This is a genomic window from Pseudomonas vancouverensis, from assembly GCF_004348895.1.
Classification (GTDB): Bacteria; Pseudomonadota; Gammaproteobacteria; order Pseudomonadales; family Pseudomonadaceae; genus Aquipseudomonas; species Aquipseudomonas vancouverensis.
Genome location: NZ_RRZK01000029.1, coordinates 193800 through 218315, shown reverse-complemented (window position 1 = coordinate 218315; position 24516 = coordinate 193800). Strand labels below are relative to the sequence as shown.

Genomic DNA, 24516 nt, shown 5'->3' with positions numbered 1-24516 from the left:
CTCCTTTAGAGAATTCGCATGCAAACTTTTTTTATCGCACCCACCGATTTTGGTGTGGGCCTGACCTCCATCAGCCTCGGGCTGGTACGCACCCTTGAGCGTGCCGGACTCAAGGTCGGCTTTTTCAAACCGATTGCGCAACCGCACCCGGGTGACACCGGACCTGAACGTTCGACCGAACTGGTCGCCCGCACCCACGGCCTGAAACCGCCGCAACCGCTGGGCCTGGCCCATGTCGAGCGCATGCTCGGCGACGGTCAGCTGGACGAGTTGCTCGAAGAAATCATTACCCTGTATCAGCAGGCCGCCGTGGGCAAGGACGTGTTGATCGTCGAAGGCATGGTGCCAACCCGCAGCGCCAGTTACGCCGCGCGCGTGAACCTGCATCTGGCCAAGAGCCTCGATGCCGAGGTGATCCTGGTGTCGGCGCCGGAAAACGAAGTGCTCACCGAACTCTCCGGCCGTGTCGAGTTGCAGGCGCAATTGTTTGGCGGTCCGAAAGACCCGAAAGTCCTCGGTGTGATCCTCAACAAGGTCAAGACCGAGGAAAGCATGGACGCCTTTGCCGCGCGCCTGAAGGAACACTCGCCGTTGCTGCGCAGTGGTGACTTCCGTTTGCTCGGCTGCATACCCTTTCAACCGGAGCTGAACGCGCCGCGCACCCGCGACGTTGCCGACCTGATGGGCGCCCAGGTGCTCAATGCCGGTGACTACGAAACCCGGCGCATGACCAAGATCATCATTTGCGCGCGCACCATGCGCAACACCGTGGAGTTGCTCAAGCCCGGCGTGTTGGTGGTGACGCCGGGGGATCGCGACGACATCATTCTTGCCGTCAGCCTTGCTGCCCTGAACGGCGTGCCGCTGGCCGGTCTGCTGCTGACCAGCGACACCCTGCCCGACCCGCGCATCATGGACCTGTGTCGCGGTGCCCTGCAGGCCGGCTTGCCGGTTCTGTCGGTGAGCACCGGCTCCTACGACACCGCCAACCTGCTCAACGGCTTGAACAAGGAAATCCCGATCGATGACCGCGAGCGCGCGGAAATCATCACCGACTTCATCGCCAGCCACCTCGATGCCCGCTGGCTGCACCAACGTTGCGGCACGCCGAGGGAAATGCGCCTGTCGCCCGCAGTGTTCCGCTTCCAGTTGATCCAGCGCGCCCAGGCGGCGAACAAACGCATTGTCCTGCCAGAAGGCAGCGAGCCGTTCACCGTGCAGGCCGCCGCGATCTGTCAGGCGCGTGGCATTGCCCGTTGCGTGTTGCTGGCCAAGCCCGAAGATGTCCAGGCCGTGGCCCGTGCCCAAGGCATCGAGCTGCCACCGGGGCTGGAAATCCTCGACCCGGACTCGATCCGCGAGCGCTATGTCGAACCCATGGTCGCGCTGCGCAAAAGCAAAAGCCTCAATGCGCCGATGGCTGAACAACAGTTGGAAGACACCGTGGTCATCGGCACCATGATGCTCGCACTGGATGAAGTCGATGGCCTGGTGTCCGGGGTGATCAACACCACCGCCAACACCATCCGTCCGGCCCTGCAACTGATCAAGACGGCGCCGGGCTGCAGCCTGGTGTCGTCGGTGTTCTTCATGCTGTTCCCGGAAGAAGTGCTGGTCTACGGCGACTGCGTGATGAATCCGCACCCGAGCGCCAGCGAACTGGCCGAAATTGCCTTGCAAAGCGCCGATTCGGCTGCTGCGTTCGGCATCACCCCACGGGTGGCGATGATCAGTTACTCCAGCGGCGATTCGGCCAGCGGCGAAGAAGTCGAGAAGGTCCGCGAAGCCACCCTGCTCGCTCACGAGCAACAGCATTCGCTGCTGATCGACGGGCCGTTGCAATACGACGCCGCCGCGAACGCAGAGGTGGCCCGGCAACTGGCGCCGAACAGCCAGGTCGCCGGACGTGCGACGGTGTTCGTGTTCCCCGACCTCAACACCGGCAACACCACCCACAAAGCCGTACAGCGCAGCGCCGACTGCGTCAGTCTCGGACCGATGCTGCAAGGCCTGCGCAAACCCGTGAACGATTTGCCGCGGGGCGCGCAAGTCGACGACATCGTGTACACCATTGCCTTGACTGCGATTCAGGCTGCCAACCGACCTATGGATATTTAAATGCTGGATTTTCTACCTGCACCGCTGCGCGGCGTGATCGCTTCGCTGCTGTTGGCCCTGAACACGATCTTGCTCTGCTCGTTCCTGTTCTGCGTGGCGCTGGTCAAGGCCTTGCCGTTCGCCCTGACCCAACGTATTGCCGGATGGCTGATGAGCCATACCCACGAAGCCTGGATCAGCAACAACAAAGGCTGGATGAACCTGGTGCGCCGCACCCGCTGGCACATCAGCGGCCTGCAAGGGCTCGACTATCAGCACTCGTACCTGATTACCAGCAACCACCAGAGCTGGGTCGACATCCTGGTGCTGCAATACGTGCTCAACCGGCGTATCCAGCCGTTGAAATTCTTCCTCAAGCAGGAGCTGATCTGGGTCCCGGTGATCGGCCTGGCCTGGTGGGCGCTGGGCTTTCCGTTCATGAAGCGCTACTCCAAGGCCTATCTGGAAAAGCACCCGGAAAAGAAAGGCAAGGACCTGGAAACCACCCGCAAGACCTGCGCGAAGTTTCGCAACAATCCGGTGGGGATTTTCAACTTCGTCGAAGGCACGCGCTTCACCGAAGGCAAGCACAAGCAGCAGCAATCACCGTTCAAGTACCTGCTCAAGCCCAAGGCCGGCGGCATTGCCTTTGTGCTGGATGCGATGGGTGAGCAACTTGAATCGATCGTCAACGTGACCATCCACTACCCGGCCGGACGCCCGGGCTTCTGGGATCTCTTGTGCGGTAACGTGAAAGACGTGGTCGTGCACTTTGAAGAGCTGAAGATACCGCCGCAATTCATTGGCAAAAACTACGACCAAGACGGCGAATACCGCTTGCAGTTCCAGGGCTGGATCAATCAGTTGTGGCAGGACAAGGATGCGTTGCTTGCGCAGATGCATCGGGAGTATCCCGCAAAATTCTGAGGTGACTGAACCTGCCTCATCGCGAGCAAGCTCGCTCCCACAGGTTCAGTGGTCACCGAAGATCCACTGTGGGAGCGAGCTTGCTCGCGATGGCGATTTCAAGGTCACAAAAAAAACCCGCCGATGATCACTCATCGACGGGCTTTTTCTTGCAGCTTGAAGCTAGAAGCTTGCCGCTGCTTCTTGACTAGATCGCGCCGCGCTTGCGCAACAGATCCAGCACTTGCTTGACGCCTTCTTCCAGCGACACGGACTGGGTGTCGATCACCAGATCGGCATCCAGCGGTACGTCGTACGGGAAGGATTCGCCCGGGATGTTATCCCCCGCTGCCGCGTACAAGCCTTGGGGATCACGCTCGGCGCAAACTGCTGGCGAAGCCTGGACATAGACCGTCAGCAGGCGCTCCTTGCCGATCAGGTCCTTGGCCTGCTCACGCCCTTCGGCACTCGGCGCAACGAACGCTGCCAGGGTCAACAGGCCGGCTTCGTTGAACTGACGGGCAACGTGGGCGGCACGACGCCAGTTCTCGGTACGTCCGGCGCGATCCTGTGGCAGACCTTTGTTCAGGTCGTGACGCAGGTTCTGGCCGTCGAGGACGAACACTGCACGGCCCATGTCGAACAGTTTGCGTTCAACGGCATAGGCCAGAGTGCTCTTGCCGGCGCCGGACAGGCCGCTGAACAGCACGGTGGCCGGTTGCTGGCCGAAACGCAGTGCACGCTCTTCGGTGGCCACATGCGCCAGTTTGCCGTGGTGCGTAGCGCTGCCATGAGCCAGCGGCTGGGCGACGATCATGCCCGCGCCAACGGTGCCGTTGGTCAAGCGGTCGATGATGATGAACGCGCCGGTGGTGCGATTGCTGTCGTAACCGTCGAGGGCAATCGGCGCGTCGAGCGCAATCTTGACCTTGCCGATTTCGTTCAGCTGCAACGCACTGGCCGGGCCTTCTTCCAGGGTGTTGACGTCGACCTTGTTGACGATGCTGGCGATCGAGCCCGGCACGTAACTGGTGGCGCGTTTGATGTCGTATTTCTTGCCCGGCAGCATCGGCTCTTCAGCCATCCACACCAGCATCGCTTCGAAGCTGTCGGTCACCGGCGGCACGTTGTCGGCATGCACCAACAGGTCACCACGGGAGATGTCGATTTCGTCTTCCATGGTCAGCGTGACGGCCTGACCAGGACCTGCATGTTCCAGCTCACCTTCGAAGGTGACGATGGATTTCACGCGGCTGCTCTTGCCCGATGGCAGGACCACGACTTCGTCGCCTTTCTTGACAATGCCGCTGGCCAGGGTACCGGCGAAACCACGGAAGTTCAGGTTCGGACGGTTGACGTACTGCACCGGGAAACGCAGGTCGGTGAAGTTGCGGTCGCCTGCCACTTCCACGGTCTCGAGAATTTCCATCAGCGACTGGCCGGTGTACCACGGCGAACGCTCGGACTTGTTCACCACGTTGTCGCCTTTGAGGGCGGACATCGGCACGAAGTGCATGCTGGTCGGCTTCATCTTCAAGCCTTCGGCGAACTGCAGGTAGTCGGCCTTGATCGACTCGAACACGCCCTGGTCGAAGCCCTTGAGGTCCATCTTGTTGATGGCCACAACGATGTGCTTGATGCCCAGCAACGAGGCGATGAAGCTGTGGCGACGGGTCTGGGTCTGCACGCCGTAACGGGCGTCGACCAGGATGATCGCCAGGTCACAGGTGGAAGCACCGGTGGCCATGTTGCGGGTGTACTGCTCATGGCCGGGGGTGTCGGCGATGATGAATTTGCGCTTGGCGGTAGAGAAGTAGCGATACGCAACATCGATGGTGATGCCTTGCTCACGCTCGGCCTGCAGGCCGTCGACCAGCAATGCCAGGTCGATGTCTTCGCCGGTGGTGCCGACTTTTTTCGAGTCGCGGGTAATGGCTTCCAGGTGATCTTCGTAGATCATCTTGGAGTCGTGCAGCAAGCGCCCGATCAGGGTGCTCTTGCCGTCGTCGACGTTACCGCAGGTCAGAAAGCGCAGCAGCTCTTTACGTTCGTGCTGGCCCAGGTAGGCGAGGATGTCCTCGCTGATCAAATCAGATTGATGCGACATGACAGCCCCTTAGAAATAACCTTGACGTTTCTTGTCTTCCATCGAGCCTGCGCCATCGTGGTCGATGACACGGCCCTGGCGCTCGGAAGTTCGCGTCAGGAGCATTTCCTGAATGATGTCCGTGAGGCTTTCGGCCTCGGACTCCACCGCGCCCGTCAACGGGTAGCAGCCAAGGGTACGGAAACGCACTTTCTTTTTGACGATGCGGGCTTTGTCTTCATCGCTCAGGTGCTCGAGGATGCGCTCGTCGTCGATCATGATCAGGGTGCCGTTCTTCTCGATGACTTCACGCTCGGCGGCGAAGTACAGCGGGACAATCGGGATGCCTTCCAGATAGATGTACTGCCAGATGTCCAGCTCGGTCCAGTTCGACAGCGGGAACACGCGAATGGATTCGCCCTTGTTGACCTTGCCGTTGTAGACGTTCCACAGCTCGGGACGCTGGTTTTTCGGGTCCCAGCGGTGCTTGCTGTCACGGAACGAGTACACGCGCTCCTTGGCGCGGGACTTCTCTTCATCGCGACGGGCACCGCCGAACGCGGCGTCGAAACCATGCTTGTCGAGTGCCTGCTTGAGGCCCTCGGTCTTCATGATGTCGGTGTGCTTGGCGCTGCCGTGGGTGAACGGGTTGATGTTCTGCGCCACGCCATCGGGGTTGATGTGGGTGATCAGGTCCAGACCCAGGTCCGCAACCATCTTGTCGCGGAAGGCGTACATCTCCTGGAATTTCCAGCGAGTGTCGACGTGCATCACCGGAAACGGCAGCTTGCCGGGGAAGAAGGCCTTGCGTGCCAAGTGCAGCATCACGGCGGAGTCTTTACCGATGGAGTACAGCATCACCGGGTTGTCGAACTCGGCGGCCACCTCGCGGATGATGTGGATGCTTTCCGCCTCCAGCTGTTTCAGATGCGTCAGTTTGTCGACCATGGCTACTCACGAAATCTTTCTTATGAACGGCCAGCGGGCCGTGTTCGAGCGAGGAATCCTAGCATAGCGGCCTGCTTCTAATCAGGGCGCCAACTAGAACGAAAGAGCATATGAATATGCCTGCCTGTTTGGCCACTGCAGAACCTCGTGGGAGCGAGCTCGCTCCCACAAGGAATTCGCGCGGCCTTAGATCGGATTCGGGCAATCGATGAAGATGTGCTCGACGGCGAAGCGTTTCGCCAGGTACTCGCCCAGTGCCTGCACACCGTAGCGCTCGGTGGCGTGATGGCCGGCGGCGATGAAGCTGATGTCGTTTTCCCGGGCACTGTGGAACGTCTGCTCGGACGCCTCGCCACTGATGAACAGATCGACCCCGGCGGCAATCGCCTGATCGATGTAGCCCTGGCCTCCACCGGTGCACCAGCCGACCCGACGGATGATCGCGCTACCCTCGATCAGCAGCGGCTCGCGGCCCATGACTTCCTGCACGCGCCGGGCGAAATCCCGTGGCGTCGCCGGTTCATTGAGCGAGCCGACCAGACCGACAATCTTCAGGTTGTCTGGGTCCAGCGGACCTTCCACGGTGATATCCAGCTGGCGCGCCAGCTGTACGTTGTTGCCGACGTCCGGGTGCAGGTCCAAAGGCAGATGGTAGGCGAGCAGGCTGATGTCGTGCTTGAGAAGCGTTTTCAAGCGGCGCTGTTTCATGCCGGTGATGCACGGGTTCTCGCCTTTCCAGAAGTAACCGTGATGCACCAGCACCAGATCGGCATTGGCTTCAACCGCCGCGTCGAGCAAGGCCTGGCTGGCCGTGACTCCGCTGACGATGCGCATCACTTGCGGCCGGCCTTCGACTTGCAGGCCATTGGGGCAGTAATCGGCAATTTTGCCACTGCTAAGATAACGGTCGGCTTCTTCGACCAGGGTGCTCAGGGCGACGGCCATAAAAGACTCCTAAATATCCCGTTCAGAGGCGCGTGCGGCCTCGTATAATGCGCAACATTATGAGCGGTCTCATACCGCCTGCAACTCTCTCAGGACGTGCTTAATGCTCAAGGCGCTGCGTTTTTCCGGCTGGCCGTTGTTGGCCGGCGTGCTTGTCGCTCTGTTGATTATCCAGCGTTACCCGCAGTGGGTCGGGCTTCCAAGCCTCGACGTCAATCTACAGCAAGCTCCACAGACCACCAGTGTGCAGCAGGGGCCGGTGTCCTACGCCGATGCGGTGATCGTCGCCGCGCCGTCGGTGGTAAACCTGTACACCACCAAAGTCATCGCCAAACCGGCGCATCCACTGTTCGAGGATCCACAGTTCCGGCGCTTCTTCGGCGATAACTCGCCCAAGCAAAAGCGCATGGAATCGAGCCTCGGTTCTGGTGTGATCATGAGCCCGGAAGGCTACATCCTGACCAACAACCACGTGACCAGCGGCGCCGACCAGATCGTGGTCGCGCTCAAGGATGGCCGCGAAACCCTGGCGCGGGTCATCGGCAGCGACCCGGAAACCGACCTCGCGGTGCTGAAGATCGACCTGAAAAATCTCCCGGCCATCACCGTGGGTCGATCCGACAACATTCGCATCGGCGACGTCGCACTGGCCATCGGCAACCCGTTTGGCGTCGGCCAGACCGTGACCATGGGCATCATCAGTGCCACCGGGCGTAATCAGCTGGGCCTGAACAATTACGAAGACTTCATCCAGACCGACGCCGCGATCAACCCCGGCAATTCCGGCGGCGCACTGGTCGACGCCAACGGCAATCTGACCGGCATCAACACGGCGATTTTCTCCAAATCCGGCGGCTCGCAAGGTATCGGTTTTGCGATCCCGGTGAAGCTGGCGATGGAAGTGATGAAGTCGATCATCGAGCACGGCCAGGTGATTCGTGGCTGGCTGGGGATTGAAGTGCAGCCGCTGACCCAAGAGCTGGCGGAGTCGTTCGGCCTGTCCGGGCGTCCGGGCATCGTCGTTGCGGGGATTTTCCGTGATGGCCCGGCGCAGAAAGCCGGCCTGCAATTGGGTGACGTGATTCTTTCCATCGACGGCGAACCCGCCGGTGATGGTCGACGCTCGATGAATCAGGTCGCGCGGATCAAGCCGACCGACAAGGTCGCGATCCAGGTGATGCGCAACGGCAAGGAGCTCAAGCTCACGGCGGAAGTGGGCTTGCGCCCACCGCCAGCGCCGATGAAGGAAACAGAAGAGAACTAAACGGATCCCGGTGGAAGCGAGCTTGCTCGCTCCCACCGGGTCAGCGGAGTTTTACAACTCGCCGAGACCGTCGATCAACGCCTGATTCTGCTCTGGCGTGCCGATCGATATCCGCAGGAACTGGGCAATCCGCTCCTGCTTGAAGTGCCGGACGATGACGCCCTGCTCACGCAGTTTCGCCGCCAGGCCCGCTGCATCGTGCTGCGGGTGACGGGCGAAAATGAAGTTCGCCGCCGACGGCAACACCTCAAACCCCTTGGCCCGCAACTGCGCAACGACCCATTCACGACTCTCGATGACCAGCGCACAGGTCTTGTCGAAGTATTCGCGATCCTCGAATGCGGCGGCAGCGCCGACATTCGCCATGCGATCCAGCGGATAGGAGTTGAAGCTGTTCTTGATCCGTTCCAGCGCTTCGATCAGGTCCGGATGACCGACCGCCAGGCCAACGCGCAGGCCCGCCAGCGAACGGGATTTGGACAGGGTCTGGGTGACCAGCAGGTTCGGGTAACGGTCCACCAGGCTGATCGCGGTTTCGCCGCCGAAGTCGATGTAGGCCTCGTCGACCACCACCACCGAATCCGGGCTGGCCTTGAGGATCTGCTCGACCGCTTCCAGCGCCAACAGGCAACCGGTCGGTGCGTTCGGGTTGGGGAAAATGATCCCGCCGTTCGGCTTGGCATAGTCCGCCGGGTTGATCCGGAACTGCTCATCCAGCGGCACGGCGTCGAAGGTGATGCCGTACAACCCGCAGTAGACCGGGTAGAAGCTGTAGCTGATGTCCGGGAACAGCAGCGGCTGATCGTGCTGCAACAGACCGTGGAAGATGTGCGCCAGCACTTCGTCCGAACCGTTGCCGAGGAACACCTGATTGGCTTGCACGCCGTAATACTTGGCCACCGCCTGCTTGAGCAGGTCGCTGTTCGGATCCGGGTACAGGCGCAGGTTGTCGTTCAGCTCGGTCTGCATCGCCGCCAAGGCTTTGGGCGATGGACCGTACGGGTTTTCGTTGGTGTTGAGCTTCACCAGCTTCGTCAGCTTCGGCTGCTCGCCCGGCACGTAGGGCACCAGATCCTTGACGAAAGCGCTCCAGAATTTACTCATCTTCATTTCCCCTGTTGTTCGTCAACGATGCGGTACTCAGCACTGCGTGCGTGCGCGGTCAAGGACTCGCCACGAGCCAGCACGGACGCAGTCTTGCCCAGTACCGATGCGCCCTGCTCGGAGCAGAAGATGATCGACGAGCGTTTCTGGAAGTCATACACGCCCAGCGGCGAAGAGAACCGCGCAGTGCCGGAAGTTGGCAGAACGTGGTTCGGACCCGCGCAGTAATCGCCCAGGGCTTCGGAGGTGTGGCGGCCCATGAAGATCGCGCCAGCGTGGCGAATCTGCGGCAGCCAGGCTTGCGGGTCGGCCACGGACAATTCGAGGTGCTCCGGCGCGATGCGGTTGGCGACTTCGATGGCTTGTTCCATGTCACGAACCTTGATCAGCGCACCACGGCCGTTGATCGAGGTTTCGATGATCGCCGCACGCTCCATGGTCGGCATCAGCTTGGCGATGCTGGCGGCCACTTTGTCGAGGAACTCGGCGTCCGGGCTGACCAGGATGGCTTGGGCGTCCTCGTCGTGTTCGGCCTGGGAGAACAGGTCCATGGCAATCCAGTCCGGATCGGTCTGACCGTCGCACACCACGAGAATTTCCGATGGACCCGCGATCATGTCGATGCCGACCTGACCAAAAACGTGACGCTTGGCGGTAGCGACGTAGATGTTGCCCGGGCCCACCACCTTGTCGACCTGCGGCACGCTTTCGGTGCCGTAGGCGAGTGCGGCAACGGCTTGCGCGCCACCGATGGTGAATACACGATCAACCCCGGCAATGCAGGCCGCAGCCAGCACCAGCTCGTTGATTTCACCCCGCGGGGTCGGCACCACCATGACCACTTCGGTCACGCCGGCCACCTTGGCTGGAATGGCGTTCATCAATACAGAAGACGGATACGACGCCTTGCCGCCCGGCACATACAGGCCAGCGCGATCCAGCGGCGTGACCTTTTGGCCGAGCACGGTGCCATCGGCTTCGGTGTAGCTCCAGGAGTCCTGTTTCTGTTTCTCGTGGTAGCTGCGCACGCGGGCGGCGGCGACTTCCAGCGCTTCGCGCTGATCCGGGGAAATGCGCGTCAGCGCCAGCTCCAGACGCTCACGCGGCAGGATCAAGTCAGCCATGGACGCGACGTCCAGGCCATCGAACTGCCGGGTGAACTCCACCAGCGCGGCATCGCCACGCTCACGCACGGCCTTGATGATGTCGAGCACCCGCTGATTGACCGAGTCGTCAGACACACTTTCCCAGCTCAGCAGATGATCCAGATGATGCGCGAAATCCGGGTCAGCAGCGTTGAGTCGGCGAATTGCAGTCAGTGCGGTCATAGCGAGAGCCTCATAGGAATGGCAAAAACTCAGGCGCCCTAACTTAGCAGTCGTTTCCGCTTGGGCACCTGAGAATTCTGGCTATGAGGCGGATAGACGGGCGCGACTTAACGTCGCGCAGGTGAATCAGCCGCGGTGTCGAGACTCCACTGCCTTGCGCAGGGTGTCGATCAACGCCTGGATTCGGGCGTGCTGCATTTTCATCGAAGCCTTGTTGACGATCAGCCGGGAGCTGATGGCCGCGATAAAGTCCTGTGGCTCCAGGCCATTGGCCCGCAGCGTGTTGCCGGTGTCGACGACGTCGATGATCTTGTCGGCCAGGCCGATCAGTGGCGCCAGCTCCATCGAGCCATACAGCTTGATGATGTCGACCTGACGGCCCTGCTCAGCGTAGTAACGCTTGGCAACGTTGACGAACTTGGTGGCGATGCGCAGACGGCCCTTGGGCTCGACGGCGCCGACCTTGCCGGCCGTCATCAGCTTGCACTGGGCAATTTGCAGGTCCAGCGGCTCGTACAGGCCCTGGCCGCCGTATTCCATCAGCACGTCTTTACCCGCGACGCCGAGGTCGGCAGCGCCATGCTCGACATAGGTCGGCACATCGGTGGCGCGCACGATCAACAGACGAACATCGTCCTGGGTCGTGGGGATGATCAGCTTGCGGCTCTTGTCCGGATTCTCGGTCGGCACGATGCCCGCTTCAGCCAGAAGCGGCAAGGTGTCGTCAAGGATGCGGCCCTTGGACAGTGCGATAGTCAGCATGGGAAACGTCAGCCCTTAATCAGGAATCTTATGCCCGGTCGCAATCGGCGCCGGACACGCATCGAGCCGGAAACCGGCTCGACTTGAAAAACCAACGGGCGCGTCCTTGCGCCCCATCTGCAACAACTAGCCCGGAACGCGACGGATCTTGGCGCCCAGCATCTGCAGTTTCTCTTCGATGCACTCGTAACCACGGTCGATGTGGTAGATGCGATCGATCAGGGTGTCGCCATCGGCGATCAACGCCGAGATCACCAGACTGGCCGAAGCACGCAGGTCGGTAGCCATGACAGGCGCGCCCTTGAGCTTCTCGGTGCCGGTAACGATGGCGGTATTGCCTTCGACCTGGATCTTGGCGCCCATGCGATGCAGTTCGTACACGTGCATGAAGCGGTTTTCGAAGATCGTCTCGATCACGGCGCCCGTGCCTTCGGCAATGGCGTTGAGGGAGATGAACTGCGCCTGCATGTCGGTCGGGAACGCCGGGTACGGAGCAGTCCGCACGTTGACGGCTTTCGGACGCTTGCCGTGCATGTTCAGCTCGATCCAGTCTTCGCCGCAGGTGATTTCCGCACCCGACTCACGCAGTTTTTCCAGAACAGCTTCAAGGATGGTTGGATCGGTGTCCTTGACCTTCACGCGGCCACCGGTCACGGCGGCGGCAACCAGGTAGGTGCCGGTTTCGATACGGTCAGGCATCACTTTGTAAGTGGTGGTGTGCAGACGCTCGACGCCATCGATGGTGATGGTATCGGTGCCGGCGCCGGAAACCTTGGCGCCCATGGCGTTGAGGAAGTTCGCCAGGTCGACGACTTCAGGCTCGCGCGCGGCGTTTTGCAGCACGCTGCGGCCTTTGGCCAGGGCAGCGGCCATCATGATGTTCTCGGTACCGGTCACGCTGACGGTGTCGAAGAAGAATTGCGCACCGCGCAGGCCGCCTTCCGGCGCCTTGGCCTTGATGTAGCCGCCTTCGACGTCGATGATCGCGCCCATGGCTTCGAGGCCACGGATGTGCAGGTCGACCGGGCGCGAACCAATGGCGCAACCACCTGGCAGCGCGACTTCGGCTTCACCGAAACGGGCAACCATCGGGCCCAGCACCAGGATCGACGCACGCATGGTTTTCACCAGCTCGTACGGCGCGACCAGGGTCTTGATGGTACGTGGGTCGATTTCGACAGCGAGTTTCTCGTCGATCACCGGCTCGATACCCATGCGACCGAACAATTCGATCATGGTGGTGATGTCGTGCAGGTGCGGCAGGTTGGCCACGGTCACCGGGCCATCGCACAACAAGGTGGCGGCCAGGATCGGCAGGGCAGAGTTCTTTGCCCCGGAAATGCGGATTTCGCCATCAAGACGAACGCCACCGGTAATAATCAATTTATCCATAAGAATCTCGACGCCCTTGGGCTCAGGTGCGCTCGGCCCAGGCCGCGCTGCTGAAAAATTTCATAGTGACCGCATGGATGCTGCCATCGACGATCCACGGGTTCAAATGGGCATAGACCTGCTGCTGACGCTTCACCGGGCTCAACGCCGCCAGTTCATCGCTAATCACGTTCAGCTGGAAATTGCAGCCTTCGCCCTCGACTTCTACTTTCGTTCCGGGCAGCTTTCCTTCGAGAAAGCTCTTAACTTCGTTGGCCTGCATGCTCAACCTCAATCGGCGCCCTGTGCGCACGGGTCGGACATCATACAAAAAAGCCCCGCGCCTGCGAACCCCGCGAAGCAGGACTCTGACGGGGGGCTTCCTTATAGATGTGGGTTAGGGATGCGCCAACAGCTCGGTCAGCTCGCTGACCTCGGCAATTTCACGCATGTCTTCCGGCATCCCGCGGATGCTCAGTGATTTGCCAACGGCCTGGGCATCACGAATGAAGCACAGCAGCAAGGACAATCCGACACTGCTGGATTTGCTCACCGCGGAGCAATCCACCACCAGCGCCGTAGCCTTGCTCGACTTGATCAGCGCCCGACCCTGCTCCCGCAGGCCCGGGCCGGTGCGGTAATCCAGCACACCGCTGAGCTTCAGCTCGCCAGTGTCGTCCATCTGGACGGCCGACTCACTCATTGGGCCGACTGCTCTGGTTTTTTGTCGGTGGCTTCCTTGGCCTTGGCGACTTCCCCGGCCCAACCGTTGATGGTCTTGTCGAGGTCATTGCCATTGCGCTGCATCGCGTCGGCGAACTGGTCGCGGAACAGCTTGCCAATGTTGATGCCGTTGATAATGACGTTACGCAGCTTCCACTCGCCATTGATCTTTTCCAGTGTGTAGGACACCGGGTAGATCGCGCCGCTGCTGCCCTTGACGGTCATGCCGACACTGGTACGGTCGCCGGATTCGTCCTTGGGCGGATCAACGGTGATGCCCTGGTTGTTGTATTCCAGCAACGCGTTACCGTAGAACTGGAACAGACCTTTCTTGAAGTTTTCCTCAAAGGTCTTCATTTGCGCAGGCGTCGCCTTGCGCGAGTACTTGACCGTCATGATGCTCTTGGAAATGCCCTCGGCATCCACGACCGGCCCGACAATGGTGTTCAGCGCGTTGTAAAAGCCCTGCGGGTCCTGCTTGTACTTCTCTTTGTTCGCCGCCAGGTCCGCGAGCATGCGGTTGGTCGTGTCTTGCACCAGATCGTGCGCCGAAGGCGCCGCTACAGCGTTGGACACCAGCGGAAACACCGCGAGCATTACCAACAGGCCACGTCGCAAGGTAGAGATCATTTAACAGTTCCTCATTTAGCTTCTTTGCTAACGGTATTGAGCAGGAATTTACCGATCAGGTCCTCGAGCACCAGCGACGACTGAGTATCGTGAATCACGCCGCCGTCCTTGAGCAGTGTCTCCTCACCACCCACGCTGATACCAATGTACTTCTCGCCCAACAGGCCAGCCGTCAGGATAGATGCTGTGGAGTCAGTCGGCAGATTATCGACGCGTTTTTCCAGTTGCATGGTCACGCGGCCGGTAAAGCTGTCGCGGTCCAGATCGATCGCCGTGACCTTGCCGATGGTTACACCGGCCATGGTCACTTTGGCTCTGACCGTCAAACCGGCGATATTGTCGAAGTTGGCGTACAGTTTATAAGTGTCGGTGCTCGGGCTCGGGGACAGGCCACTGACCCGCAACGCCAGCAACAGCAAAGCCAGGATGCCAGCCAGCAAGAAAAGGCCGACACCGATTTCCAGGGTGCGGTTTTGCATCAGAAATCTCCAAACATCAAGGCGGTCAGAATAAAGTCCAGGCCGAGTACCGCCAACGAGGCGTACACAACGGTCTTGGTAGTGGCGCGACTGATACCCTCGGAAGTGGGCTCACAGTCATAGCCTTGGAATACGGCAATCCAGGTCACGACAAAGGCAAACACGATGCTTTTGATGATGCCGTTGAGCACATCTTCGCTAAACGTCACGCTGTTCTGCATGTTCGACCAGTAGGAGCCGTCATAGACCCCCAGCCAGTCGACAGCCACCCAGGATCCGCCCCAGATACCCACCACGCTGAAAATCATCGCCAGCACAGGCAGGGAAATGAACCCTGCCCACAGGCGTGGCGCGATGATGTACTTGAGCGGGTCGACACCGATCATTTCGAGACTGGACAACTGCTCGGTGGATTTCATGTTGCCGATTTCCGCCGTCAGGGCCGAACCGGCACGCCCGGCGAACAACAAGGCAGTCACCACCGGCCCCAGTTCGCGCAGCAGGGTCAGCGCAACCATCTGCCCGACAGCCTGCTCCGAGCCGTAGCTGGACAGGATGTTGAAGCCCTGCAGCGCCAGCACCATGCCGATGAACACACCGGAAACGACGATGATCACCAGGGACATCACACCCACGGAATGCAACTGCTTGACCAGCAGCCCGAAACCGCCGCCGATGCCACCACGCCCGAGCAGCGCATGGAACAGGAACAACGCCGAACGCCCAAATACCGCCAGCACATCGATGCCGGCCTGGCCGAAGCGACGCACGCGTTCTATTAATGAAATTTTGCGCATCAGCGCTTCCCCAGAAGATCTGCGCGGTAATCCGTCGCTGGAAAGTGGTACGGAACCGGGCCGTCGGGGTCGCCGGTCATGAACTGACGGATACGCGGCTCATCCGAGTTCATCAATTCGTCCGGCGTGCCCTGCCCCAGCACCTGCCCGTCACCCACCACATAAATGTAGTCGGCGATGCTCGCGGTCTCGGCCAGGTCATGGGAAACCACGATACTGGTGATGCCGAGGGCGTCGTTGAGCAGCCGGATCAGGCGCACCAGCACGCCCATGGCGATCGGGTCCTGACCGACAAAGGGCTCGTCATACATGAGAATCTGCGGATCGAGCGCAATCGCCCGGGCCAGTGCGACCCGACGCTTCATGCCACCGGACAATTCATCCGGCATCAGATCGATGGCGCCGCGCAGGCCCACGGCCTGCAGCTTGAGCAGGACAATGTCGCGGATCATTTCTTCAGGCAGCTGGGTGTGCACACGCAGCGGGAAGGCGACGTTCTCGAAGACATCGAGGTCGGTAAACAGGGCGCCGCTCTGAAACAGCACGCCCATGTGCTTGCGCGCATCGAACAGATCACTGCGCGACAGCTTCGGCAGATTCTGGCCGTTGACCCAGACTTCGCCACCAGAGGGCCGCAGTTGTGCGCCCATCAGACGCAGAAGCGTGGTCTTGCCACACCCGGAAGGTCCCATGATACCGGTGACCTTGCCGCGCGGGATGCGAATATCGACGTTATTGAAAATGCTGCGCGCACCGCGCTTGAAGGACACTCCCTTCAGCTCGACCGCGTAGGCGTTATCGGCACTCATCTAAACTCCTTGCGATGCAGCCTCTCACTCGGACGCCTGGCTTTCTGACAAAAGCACATACCTCCCGGGCAGGCCGAACTGGCGGCGAACTATACCACTGCAAAGGCTGCACGCCCAAGGCCAAAGCCGCGTCATGTTCAACAACGCGACAGGCACAAAGCACCATTTAGAGCGATCTTGGTAACAGGGGATGACAAAGCACAACGAACTTGCGTGAGGGTTTTGCTCATAACCGCTATAATCGCCGCCTTTTCATCAGGCTATACGATTTCTGACATGAGCCAATCCAGCGACCTGATTCAATCAGCACAACGCACCATCCGCCTCGAGGTAGAAGCCGTACAAGGCCTGCTGCCCCATATCGACGCAGATTTCGTACGCGCTTGCGAGATGATTCTGGCCAGCAAAGGCCGCGTGGTCGTGGTCGGCATGGGCAAGTCGGGGCACATCGGCAACAAGATTGCCGCCACCCTGGCCAGCACCGGCACCACGGCTTTTTTCGTGCACCCGGCGGAAGCCAGCCACGGCGACATGGGCATGATCACCGGCGACGACATCATCCTGGCGCTGTCCAACTCGGGCTCTACCAATGAAATCGTCACCCTGCTGCCCTTGATCAAACGCCTGGGCATCCAGTTGATCAGCGTGACCGGCAACCCTGATTCGCCATTGGCCAAGGCTGCCGAAGTGAACCTGAACGTTCACGTCGAGCAAGAAGCCTGCCCGCTGAACCTTGCCCCGACCTCATCCACCACCGCCGCCCTGGTCATGGGCGACGCACTGGCGGTGGCCCTGCTGGAAGCCCGCGGCTTTACCGCCGAAGATTTCGCCTTTTCCCACCCCGGCGGCGCGCTGGGTCGACGCTTGCTGCTGAAAGTGGAACACGTCATGCACGCAGGTCAGGAGTTGCCACAGGTTCAACGTGGCACCCTGCTCAAGGACGCGCTCATGGAAATGACCCGCAAAGGTCTGGGCATGACCGTGATCCTGGAAGCCGACGGCAAGCTGGCCGGGATCTTCACCGACGGCGACTTGCGTCGCACTCTGGATCGCAACGTCGATTTCCACAGCGCCATCATCGATCAGGTCATGACCGCCCACGGCAAGACGGCCCGCGCCGAAATGCTCGCCGCCGAAGCCCTGAAGATCATGGAAGACCACAAGATCAGCGCACTGGTGGTGGTCGACAGCGAAGACCGTCCGGTCGGCGCCTTGAACATGCACGACTTGCTTCGTGCGGGGGTAATGTAATGAGCATGGACCTTCTGCAACGCGGCAAGCAGATCAAACTGGCGGTGTTCGACGTCGATGGCGTCCTCACCGACGGGCGCCTGTACTTCCTCGAAGATGGCAGCGAATTCAAGACCTTCAACACCCTGGACGGCCAAGGCATCAAGATGCTCATGGCCGCCGGCGTGCAGACGGCCATCATCAGTGGCCGCAAGACCCCGGTAGTCGAAAGACGAGCGAAAAACCTCGGCATCCCGCATCTTTATCAAGGCCGTGAAGACAAACTGGTGGTTCTCGACGAGCTTCTTGGCCAACTCAACCTAAGCTATGAACAGGTTGCCTATCTCGGCGACGACCTGCCCGACCTGCCGGTGATCCGCCGTGTAGGCTTGGGCATGGCCGTGGCCAATGCTGCCAGTTTTGTCCGCGAACACGCCCATGGCACCACGACTGCCCGTGGTGGCGAAGGTGCCGCCCGCGAGTTCTGCGAATTGATCCTGCGCGCCCAGGGCCGCCTTGAAGCGGCCAACGCCGCGTACCTGTGAGCCCATTATGCTGAGCAAAAAGTTTCGCAACATTCTGCTGTTCGGCTGTATCGCAGCGATTTTCGCTGCTGTCGGCTACTGGAACATCAGCCCGGAACGCTTCCTCGACAAGCCGATCGTGGCCGTCGACGAAAGCGCGATCGACTATTACGCCATCAATGCCCACAGTCGGCAGTTCCTGCCCGATGGCGGGCTGCAATATGATTTGACCTCCGACAAGGTCGAACACCTGAAGGCGAGCGAAGTGACCCTGCTGACCAACCCGGATCTCAATGCCTTTCGTGGCACCGAGTACCCGTGGCACGTGCAGAGCCTGCGCGGCGAGGTCAACCCGGATGGCACCCAGGTCGAACTGATCGATAACGTGCGCATCACCCGTTTCGACGAGAAAAACCGCAAGACCCTGATCACCAGCACCCGCATGACCGTATTCCCGCAGCAGCAATATGCGCAGACCGAGCAACCCGTTAGAATCGACGGCGCCGGCGGTGTGTCGACAGGCACGGGAATGAAGGCGTATTTGAAAGAAAGCAGGATACACCTGCTATCGAACGTAAGAGGACAGTATGAGGCTCGTTAAAACCCTCCCGATTTTGCTCAGCCTGGGCGCAGCACTGGGAAGCGTGAGCGCCTGGGCTCTGCCGAACGATCAAGAGCAGCCCATCCGCATTCAAGCCGACGACGCCCAACTCGACGACAAACAAGGCGTTGCGGTCTACACCGGCGACGTCATCATCACCCAGGGCTCGATGAAGGTCACTGGCAACAAGGTAACCATGACCCGTGCGCCGAACGGTGACATCGATGTGGTGACCTCGGTGGGCAACCTTGCCTACTTCGAACAATTGCAAACCCAGGGCGACACCAAGCCGGTACAGGGTTGGGGCGTGACCATACAGTACATGGCCCAGCAAAACCGCGTCATCCTGATCGACAAGGCCAAGGTCATCGACAAGGACAACAACGTCACTCAGGGCGAGAAAATCGTCTACGACACCGTCAAGAAACTCGCCAGCGCCGGTCGCGCAACGGGCAGCAAGGTCACCGAGACGCGTCCGCGCATCGACATGGTGATCCAGCCGAAAAAGAAAACCGACGAGCAAAAGGCCCAGTAATGGCAACTCTGAAAGCTCAGCATCTGGCCAAGAGCTACAAGAGCCGCCAGGTCGTGCGTGACGTCAGCCTGTCCATCGACAGCGGTCAGATCGTCGGCCTGCTCGGCCCGAACGGCGCCGGCAAGACCACCTGCTTCTACATGATCGTCGGCCTGGTACAGGCCGATCAGGGCCGCGTGCTGATCGACGACCTCGATGTCAGCCACCAGCCGATGCACGGTCGGGCCAAGGCCGGTATCGGTTACCTGCCACAGGAAGCGTCGATTTTTCGCAAACTGTCGGTCGCCGACAACATCATGGCCATCCTCGAGACCCGCAAGGAACTCGACAAGGCCGGCCGTCGCAAGGAGCTGGAAAGCCTGCTGCAGGAGTTCCACATCAGCCACATCCGCGACAACCTCGGCATGAGCCTGTCCGGTGGCGAACGCCGCCGCGTGGAAATCGCCCGCGCGCTGGCAACCAATCCGAAGTTCATCCTGCTCGACGAACCCTTCGCCGGCGTGGACCCGATTTCGGTTGGCGACATCAAGCAGATCATCCACCACCTCAAAGCCAAAGGCATTGGCGTGCTGATCACGGACCACAACGTTCGTGAGACCCTGGACATCTGTGAAACCGCCTACATCGTCAACGACGGTCAATTGATCGCCGAAGGCGATGCGGAGACTATCCTGGCCAATAATCTGGTCAAGGAAGTGTACCTGGGCCATGAGTTCCGCCTGTAAGACTGAAGCGCCGCGGTGGTTGCCGGGGCGCTGATTACAATAAAAACCGCAGTCCAGGCACGCGAGCACCCACAAGGTGTTTGGCCACCCATCAGGGCAGATTTAATCGTTTTTTATTGTTACAGCGCTCTAGGCAAACACTTCAGTTTCAGGCATATAATTTGCTTATGTTTGGCGCTCCGGCGCCCTGTAGTGGATGGCGCATGTGCGCCGGCGAATAAGGTGTTAAGCCCCTGCCATGAAACCATCGCTAGTCTTGAGAATGGGCCAGCAGCTGACGATGACACCGCAGCTGCAACAGGCCATCCGCCTGCTCCAATTGTCGACCCTGGACCTGCAACAGGAAATCCAGGAGGCCCTGGAGTCCAATCCGATGCTCGAACGCCAGGAAGAAGGCGACGACTTCGACAATTCCGACCCCTTGGCAGACAACGCCGAACAAAAGCCCAACACCGACATCCAGGAACCCTCGTACCAGGAAAGCGCCCCGACGGTCGACAACCTTGAAGATGGCGAATGGAACGAACGCATTCCCAACGAACTCCCGGTCGATACCGCCTGGGAAGACGTGTACCAGACGAGCGCCAGCAGCCTGCCCAGCAGTGACGACGACGAGTGGGACTTCACCACCCGTACCTCCGCCGGCGAAAGCCTGCAAAGCCATCTGCTGTGGCAACTGAACCTGGCGCCGATGTCCGACACCGATCGCCTGATCGCGGTGACCCTGATCGATTGCATCAACAATCAGGGCTACCTGGACGAGACCCTCGAGGAAATCCTCGAAGCCTTCGATCCGGAACTGGACATCGAACTGGACGAAATCGAAGCCGTCCTGCACCGCATCCAGCAATTCGAACCGGCCGGCATTGGCGCTCGCAACCTGGGCGAATGCCTGTTGCTGCAACTGCGTCAGTTGCCCGCCAAGACCCCTTGGCTGGCCGAAGCCAAACGACTGGTCGTCGACTACATCGATCTGCTCGGCAGCCGCGACTACAGCCAGCTGATGCGCCGCATGAAGCTCAAGGAAGATGAACTGCGCCAGGTGATCGAACTGGTGCAGAGCCTCAACCCGCGCCCCGGCTCACAAATCGAATCCACCGAAGCCGAGTACGTCGTGCCCGACGTCATCGTGCGCAAGGATAACGAGCGCTGGCTGGTTGAACTCAACCAGGAGTCAGTGCCACGCCTGCGGGTCAACGCCCAGTACGCCGGCTTCGTGCGTCGCGCCGACACCAGTGCCGACAACACCTTCATGCGCAACCAGTTGCAAGAGGCGCGCTGGTTCATCAAGAGCCTGCAAAGCCGCAACGAAACCCTGATGAAAGTGGCGACGCAGATCGTCGAGCACCAGCGCGGTTTCCTCGAGTACGGTGACGAAGCGATGAAGCCGTTGGTCCTGCATGACATCGCCGAGGCAGTGGGCATGCACGAGTCGACGATTTCCCGGGTGACCACCCAGAAGTTCATGCATACCCCTCGCGGTATCTATGAACTGAAATACTTTTTCTCCAGCCATGTCAGCACCTCCGAAGGCGGTGAATGCTCGTCCACGGCGATCCGCGCGATCATCAAAAAACTGGTTGCCGCGGAAAATCAGAAAAAGCCGTTGAGTGACAGCAAGATCGCTGGTTTACTGGAGGCACAAGGCATTCAGGTGGCTCGCCGCACCGTCGCCAAGTACCGCGAATCCCTCGGGATCGCGCCTTCGAGCGAACGCAAGCGGTTGATGTAGGGCCACGCCACAGCGTTCCAGTGGCAGATCATCAGGTCTGCCGCTTTATGCACTGGCAACGAAGGAGAAGCTGTATGCAAGTCAACATCAGTGGACACCAACTGGAAGTGACCGAACCTCTTCGCACCTACATCGGCGAAAAACTCGATCGATTGGAGCGACATTTCGACAAGATCACCAACGTTCAGGTCACGATGACCGTCGAAAAGCTGTTGCAGAAAATCGAAGCCACATTGCATATCCCCGGCGGAGAAGTGGTTGCCAATGCCGAGCATAACGATATGTATGCCGCCATTGACCTGCTGACCGACAAGCTGGATCGCCAACTTAAAAAGCATAAGGAAAAGACCCAGAGCCTCCTCCAGGGCGCGACCGGTCGTTAACACTCCCAACCCATGATCCGACTTGAAAGTATCCTGACCCCCGGCCGTTCCCTGGTGAACGTGCCGGGCGGCAGCAAGAAGAAAGCCCTTGAACAAATTGCCAACCTGATTGCCCGCGAAGTGCCGGCGCTGGAGATGCAAGATGTCTTCGAGGCGCTGATCGCCCGTGAAAAACTGGGTTCCACCGGTTTTGGTAACGGCATCGCCATTCCCCATTGCCGATTGAAAGGCTGCGAGTCGCCCATCAGTGCCTTGATGCACCTGGACGCTCCCATCGATTTCGATGCCATCGACGGCGCACCGGTTGACCTGCTGTTTGTACTGCTGGTCCCGGAAGCGGCCACCGATGCGCACCTGGAGCTGCTGCGTCAGATCGCCAGCATGCTCGACCGCAAGGACGTACGCGAAAATCTGCGTAACGCTGCCAGTAACGAAGCCCTGTATCAGGTTGTCCTGGACGCACAAAACGGTCACTAATCATGCGCTTGATCATCGTCAGCGGCCGATCCGGCTCAGGTAAAAGCACCGCCCTCGCCGTACTCGAGGACAATGGCTATTACTGCATCGATAACCTGCCCGCCGGGTTGCTGCCGGAACTGGCCGAGAAAGCATTGATTCATACCGAGATGCTGCAGCCGCTGATTGCCGTGTCCATCGACGCGCGCAACCTGCCGAGTCACCTGTCACGCTTCCCCGATCTGCTTGAAGAAGTGCGCAGCCGGCATATCCAGTGTGATGTCCTGTACCTGGATGCCGACGAAGAAACCCTGCTCAAGCGCTTCTCGGAAACCCGTCGACGCCACCCCTTGAGCAATGCCAATCGCTCGCTGGCGGAAGCCATCAATGTTGAAAGCGAACTGCTTGGGCCCATTGCTGACCTGGCTGACCTAAAGATCAACACCACCAGCCTGAACCTTTACCAACTGCGCGACACCATCAAGCTGCGTTTGCTCAACCAGCCTGAGCCGGGAACTGCATTCCTGGTGGAATCCTTCGGGTTCAAGCGCGGCATGCCGGTCGACGCCGATCTGGTATTCGATGTGCGCTGCCTGCCCAACCCCTATTGGAAACCGGAACTGCGCGAGCTGTCCGGGCTGGATCAACCGGTTGCCGACTATCTGGCGGCGCAACCGGATGTCGAAGAGATGTTCCAGGACATCTCCACTTACCTGCTAAAGTGGCTGCCTCGTTTTGCCGCCAGCAATCGCGCCTATGTGACGATCGGCATTGGCTGTACCGGTGGCCATCACCGCTCCGTGTACCTGACCGAACGGTTGGGCCAGACGCTGCAACAAACCCTGAAGAACGTCCAGGTTCGCCACCGCGACCTCAGCTAAAGGATTCACACCGCGATGCCTGCTCTGGAAATCGAAATCATCAACAAGCTGGGTTTGCATGCCCGCGCTTCTGCAAAATTCGTGGGTGTTGCCGGCCAATTCAAGGACTGCACGATCCGCGTCGGGCGCACGCCGGAATCCACTGTCGACGGGAAAAGCATCATGGCCATGATGATGCTCGCCGCCGGCAAGGGCACAAAAATCCACCTGAGCACCGAAGGCGAGCAGGATCAGGAAGCCATGGATGCACTGGTGGCGCTGATCAACAACTATTTCGACGAAGGCGAGTAACCGCTCAACTCAGCGCCGTATCCATCACCATCATCAGGCAGAAGCCGACCAACAACCCAAGACTGGCAAGCTTGTCGTGACCGTTGCGCCGCGATTCGGGAATCACTTCGTGAGTGACCACCAGCAACATCGCCCCTGCCGCCAACGCCAACCCCAAAGGCAGCAGCAGCTCGGCCAGACTCACCAGCCACGCGCACACCAACGCGAACACCGGCTCGACCAAACCTGATGCAGCACCGATCAGGAACGCCTTGAGCCGCGACATCCCTGCCCCGGCCAGCACCAACGCGATCACCAACCCTTCCGGCACATCCTGCAAGGCGATGCCCATGGCCAGGCTGTCAGCATCCGGCATTGCGCCACCCGCCGACACGCCGACCGCCATGCCTTCCGGGATGTTGTGGGCAATGATGGCAAACACAAACAGCCAGATACGCGGGGCAATCACCGGTTGCTCCAGCGTGCCGACCAGCATCTCCGGGCTGGCTGCGGACACTTTGCGGTCCACCAGATACAACCCGAACGCACCGAGCAAGATCCCGCAACTGATCAGCCCACTGGCGGCCCACGACGACAACCCCAGGCTTTCGGCAGCGACGATCCCCGGCACGATCAGCGAAAACGCCGTTGCCGCAAGCATCACTCCCCCACCAAAGCCCAACAGCGTGTCGTTCAGAGTCTGCGGCATCCGCCGAATCACCAACACCGGTACAGCGCCCAATGCAGTGCCCAGGGCACAAATCGCCCCGCCTTGCAGGGCGCGCAACAGTTTCGGCTCAAGATCAAGCCAGGCCAAGCCATGGGCAACCAATAGACTCGTGCCTGCCAGTAAAAGCAGCGATCCAAACGCGTAACGAAACATTCGCCCACTGCCGATCGCCAGTGTTTCAGTGCCCATAGTCAGCCTTG

General features: G+C 60.1%; 27 protein-coding genes. 13 read left to right on the top strand and 14 right to left on the bottom strand.

The features are described from left to right. Positions 1–18: 18 nt before the first annotated feature. Together pta and EIY72_RS21505 are read left to right on the top strand one after the other, a co-directional pair. Positions 19–2118, top strand: coding sequence for a phosphate acetyltransferase (gene pta / locus EIY72_RS21510; RefSeq protein ID WP_093226699.1), 2100 nt, complete (start codon positions 19–21; stop codon positions 2116–2118). After that, a complete protein-coding gene (locus EIY72_RS21505) occupies positions 2119–3024 on the top strand; it encodes an acyltransferase (protein WP_093226700.1) in 906 nt (301 codons plus the stop codon). It abuts the gene before it with no gap. A gap of 187 nt (positions 3025–3211) precedes the next feature. On the opposite strand, the gene cysN is transcribed toward EIY72_RS21505, so the two are convergent. The 3 genes from cysN to EIY72_RS21490 form a co-directional block, all read right to left on the bottom strand. Beyond that, positions 3212–5110: a sulfate adenylyltransferase subunit CysN gene (cysN, locus tag EIY72_RS21500; protein ID WP_093226701.1), complete on the bottom strand. Its 1899-nt coding sequence runs from the start codon at positions 5108–5110 to the stop codon at positions 3212–3214. A gap of 9 nt (positions 5111–5119) precedes the next feature. Then, the gene (gene cysD, locus EIY72_RS21495) at positions 5120–6037 is read right to left on the bottom strand and encodes a sulfate adenylyltransferase subunit CysD (RefSeq protein WP_093226702.1); all 918 of its coding nucleotides are present in this window, start codon (positions 6035–6037) and stop codon (positions 5120–5122) included. Positions 6038–6223: 186 nt separating this feature from the next. Then, positions 6224–6982 (bottom strand): Nif3-like dinuclear metal center hexameric protein, encoded by a 759-nt coding sequence (locus EIY72_RS21490; RefSeq protein WP_093226703.1) that lies wholly within the window; start codon positions 6980–6982, stop codon positions 6224–6226. A gap of 103 nt (positions 6983–7085) precedes the next feature. On the opposite strand from EIY72_RS21490, the gene algW reads away from it, so the two are divergent. After that, complete coding sequence (gene algW / locus EIY72_RS21485) at positions 7086–8246, top strand: Do family serine endopeptidase AlgW (RefSeq protein WP_093226704.1); 1161 nt, start codon at positions 7086–7088, stop codon at positions 8244–8246. Between the two features lie 51 nt (positions 8247–8297). On the opposite strand, the gene hisC is transcribed toward algW, so the two are convergent. From hisC to EIY72_RS21435, 10 genes are all read right to left on the bottom strand, one after another. Further along, positions 8298–9350, bottom strand: coding sequence for a histidinol-phosphate transaminase (gene hisC, locus EIY72_RS21480; protein ID WP_093226705.1), 1053 nt, complete (start codon positions 9348–9350; stop codon positions 8298–8300). A gap of 2 nt (positions 9351–9352) precedes the next feature. Next, on the bottom strand, positions 9353–10678 hold the full coding sequence (hisD, locus tag EIY72_RS21475; RefSeq protein WP_093226706.1) for a histidinol dehydrogenase: 1326 nt from the start codon (positions 10676–10678) through the stop codon (positions 9353–9355). A gap of 126 nt (positions 10679–10804) precedes the next feature. After that, the gene (gene hisG, locus EIY72_RS21470) at positions 10805–11440 is read right to left on the bottom strand and encodes an ATP phosphoribosyltransferase (RefSeq protein ID WP_007970278.1); all 636 of its coding nucleotides are present in this window, start codon (positions 11438–11440) and stop codon (positions 10805–10807) included. Between the two features lie 126 nt (positions 11441–11566). After that, a complete protein-coding gene (gene murA / locus EIY72_RS21465) occupies positions 11567–12832 on the bottom strand; it encodes a UDP-N-acetylglucosamine 1-carboxyvinyltransferase (protein ID WP_093226707.1) in 1266 nt (421 codons plus the stop codon). Positions 12833–12854: 22 nt separating this feature from the next. After that, a complete protein-coding gene (locus tag EIY72_RS21460) occupies positions 12855–13094 on the bottom strand; it encodes a BolA family protein (protein ID WP_008046181.1) in 240 nt (79 codons plus the stop codon). A gap of 114 nt (positions 13095–13208) precedes the next feature. Beyond that, the gene (locus tag EIY72_RS21455) at positions 13209–13514 is read right to left on the bottom strand and encodes an STAS domain-containing protein (protein ID WP_093226708.1); all 306 of its coding nucleotides are present in this window, start codon (positions 13512–13514) and stop codon (positions 13209–13211) included. Further along, positions 13511–14164: an MlaC/ttg2D family ABC transporter substrate-binding protein gene (locus tag EIY72_RS21450; RefSeq protein ID WP_093226709.1), complete on the bottom strand. Its 654-nt coding sequence runs from the start codon at positions 14162–14164 to the stop codon at positions 13511–13513. Before EIY72_RS21450 ends, EIY72_RS21455 begins: the two co-directional genes overlap by 4 nt. Positions 14165–14175: 11 nt before the next feature. Continuing rightward, on the bottom strand, positions 14176–14643 hold the full coding sequence (mlaD, locus tag EIY72_RS21445) for an outer membrane lipid asymmetry maintenance protein MlaD (protein WP_093226710.1): 468 nt from the start codon (positions 14641–14643) through the stop codon (positions 14176–14178). Continuing rightward, complete coding sequence (mlaE, locus tag EIY72_RS21440; protein WP_093226711.1) at positions 14643–15440, bottom strand: lipid asymmetry maintenance ABC transporter permease subunit MlaE; 798 nt, start codon at positions 15438–15440, stop codon at positions 14643–14645. The genes mlaD and mlaE overlap by 1 nt, the downstream gene beginning before the upstream one ends. Beyond that, positions 15440–16249, bottom strand: a complete 810-nt coding sequence (locus EIY72_RS21435) for an ATP-binding cassette domain-containing protein (protein WP_093226712.1) — start codon at positions 16247–16249, stop codon at positions 15440–15442. Before EIY72_RS21435 ends, mlaE begins: the two co-directional genes overlap by 1 nt. A 276-nt stretch (positions 16250–16525) precedes the next feature. Here EIY72_RS21435 and EIY72_RS21430 point away from each other — a divergent pair, with 276 nt between their 5' ends. The 10 genes from EIY72_RS21430 to EIY72_RS21385 all read left to right on the top strand — a co-directional run bounded on the left by EIY72_RS21430 (position 16526) and on the right by EIY72_RS21385 (position 23607). Continuing rightward, positions 16526–17500: a KpsF/GutQ family sugar-phosphate isomerase gene (locus tag EIY72_RS21430; RefSeq protein ID WP_093226713.1), complete on the top strand. Its 975-nt coding sequence runs from the start codon at positions 16526–16528 to the stop codon at positions 17498–17500. Then, positions 17500–18024 carry a KdsC family phosphatase gene (locus tag EIY72_RS21425; protein ID WP_093226714.1) on the top strand — a complete coding sequence of 175 codons (525 nt, stop codon included), beginning with the start codon at positions 17500–17502 and terminating at the stop codon, positions 18022–18024. The genes EIY72_RS21430 and EIY72_RS21425 overlap by 1 nt, the downstream gene beginning before the upstream one ends. 7 nt (positions 18025–18031) lie before the next feature. Further along, positions 18032–18604, top strand: coding sequence for an LPS export ABC transporter periplasmic protein LptC (lptC, locus tag EIY72_RS21420; protein WP_093226715.1), 573 nt, complete (start codon positions 18032–18034; stop codon positions 18602–18604). Then, positions 18591–19139 (top strand): lipopolysaccharide transport periplasmic protein LptA, encoded by a 549-nt coding sequence (lptA, locus tag EIY72_RS21415; protein ID WP_093226716.1) that lies wholly within the window; start codon positions 18591–18593, stop codon positions 19137–19139. The genes lptC and lptA overlap by 14 nt, the downstream gene beginning before the upstream one ends. Further along, positions 19139–19864, top strand: coding sequence for an LPS export ABC transporter ATP-binding protein (gene lptB, locus EIY72_RS21410; protein WP_093226717.1), 726 nt, complete (start codon positions 19139–19141; stop codon positions 19862–19864). Before lptA ends, lptB begins: the two co-directional genes overlap by 1 nt. Before the next feature lie 238 nt (positions 19865–20102). Next, positions 20103–21596 (top strand): RNA polymerase factor sigma-54, encoded by a 1494-nt coding sequence (locus tag EIY72_RS21405; RefSeq protein ID WP_093226718.1) that lies wholly within the window; start codon positions 20103–20105, stop codon positions 21594–21596. Between the two features lie 74 nt (positions 21597–21670). Beyond that, positions 21671–21979 (top strand): ribosome hibernation-promoting factor, HPF/YfiA family, encoded by a 309-nt coding sequence (hpf, locus tag EIY72_RS21400; protein WP_093226719.1) that lies wholly within the window; start codon positions 21671–21673, stop codon positions 21977–21979. A gap of 12 nt (positions 21980–21991) precedes the next feature. Then, positions 21992–22456: a PTS IIA-like nitrogen regulatory protein PtsN gene (gene ptsN / locus EIY72_RS21395; protein WP_093226720.1), complete on the top strand. Its 465-nt coding sequence runs from the start codon at positions 21992–21994 to the stop codon at positions 22454–22456. Between the two features lie 2 nt (positions 22457–22458). After that, complete coding sequence (gene rapZ / locus EIY72_RS21390; protein ID WP_093226721.1) at positions 22459–23316, top strand: RNase adapter RapZ; 858 nt, start codon at positions 22459–22461, stop codon at positions 23314–23316. Positions 23317–23331: 15 nt separating this feature from the next. Further along, positions 23332–23607 carry an HPr family phosphocarrier protein gene (locus EIY72_RS21385; protein ID WP_093226722.1) on the top strand — a complete coding sequence of 92 codons (276 nt, stop codon included), beginning with the start codon at positions 23332–23334 and terminating at the stop codon, positions 23605–23607. Between the two features lie 4 nt (positions 23608–23611). Here the strand turns inward: EIY72_RS21385 and EIY72_RS21380 are convergent, their stop codons facing one another. Then, complete coding sequence (locus EIY72_RS21380; RefSeq protein WP_093226723.1) at positions 23612–24505, bottom strand: ZIP family metal transporter; 894 nt, start codon at positions 24503–24505, stop codon at positions 23612–23614. Between the last annotated feature and the right edge of the window lie 11 nt (positions 24506–24516).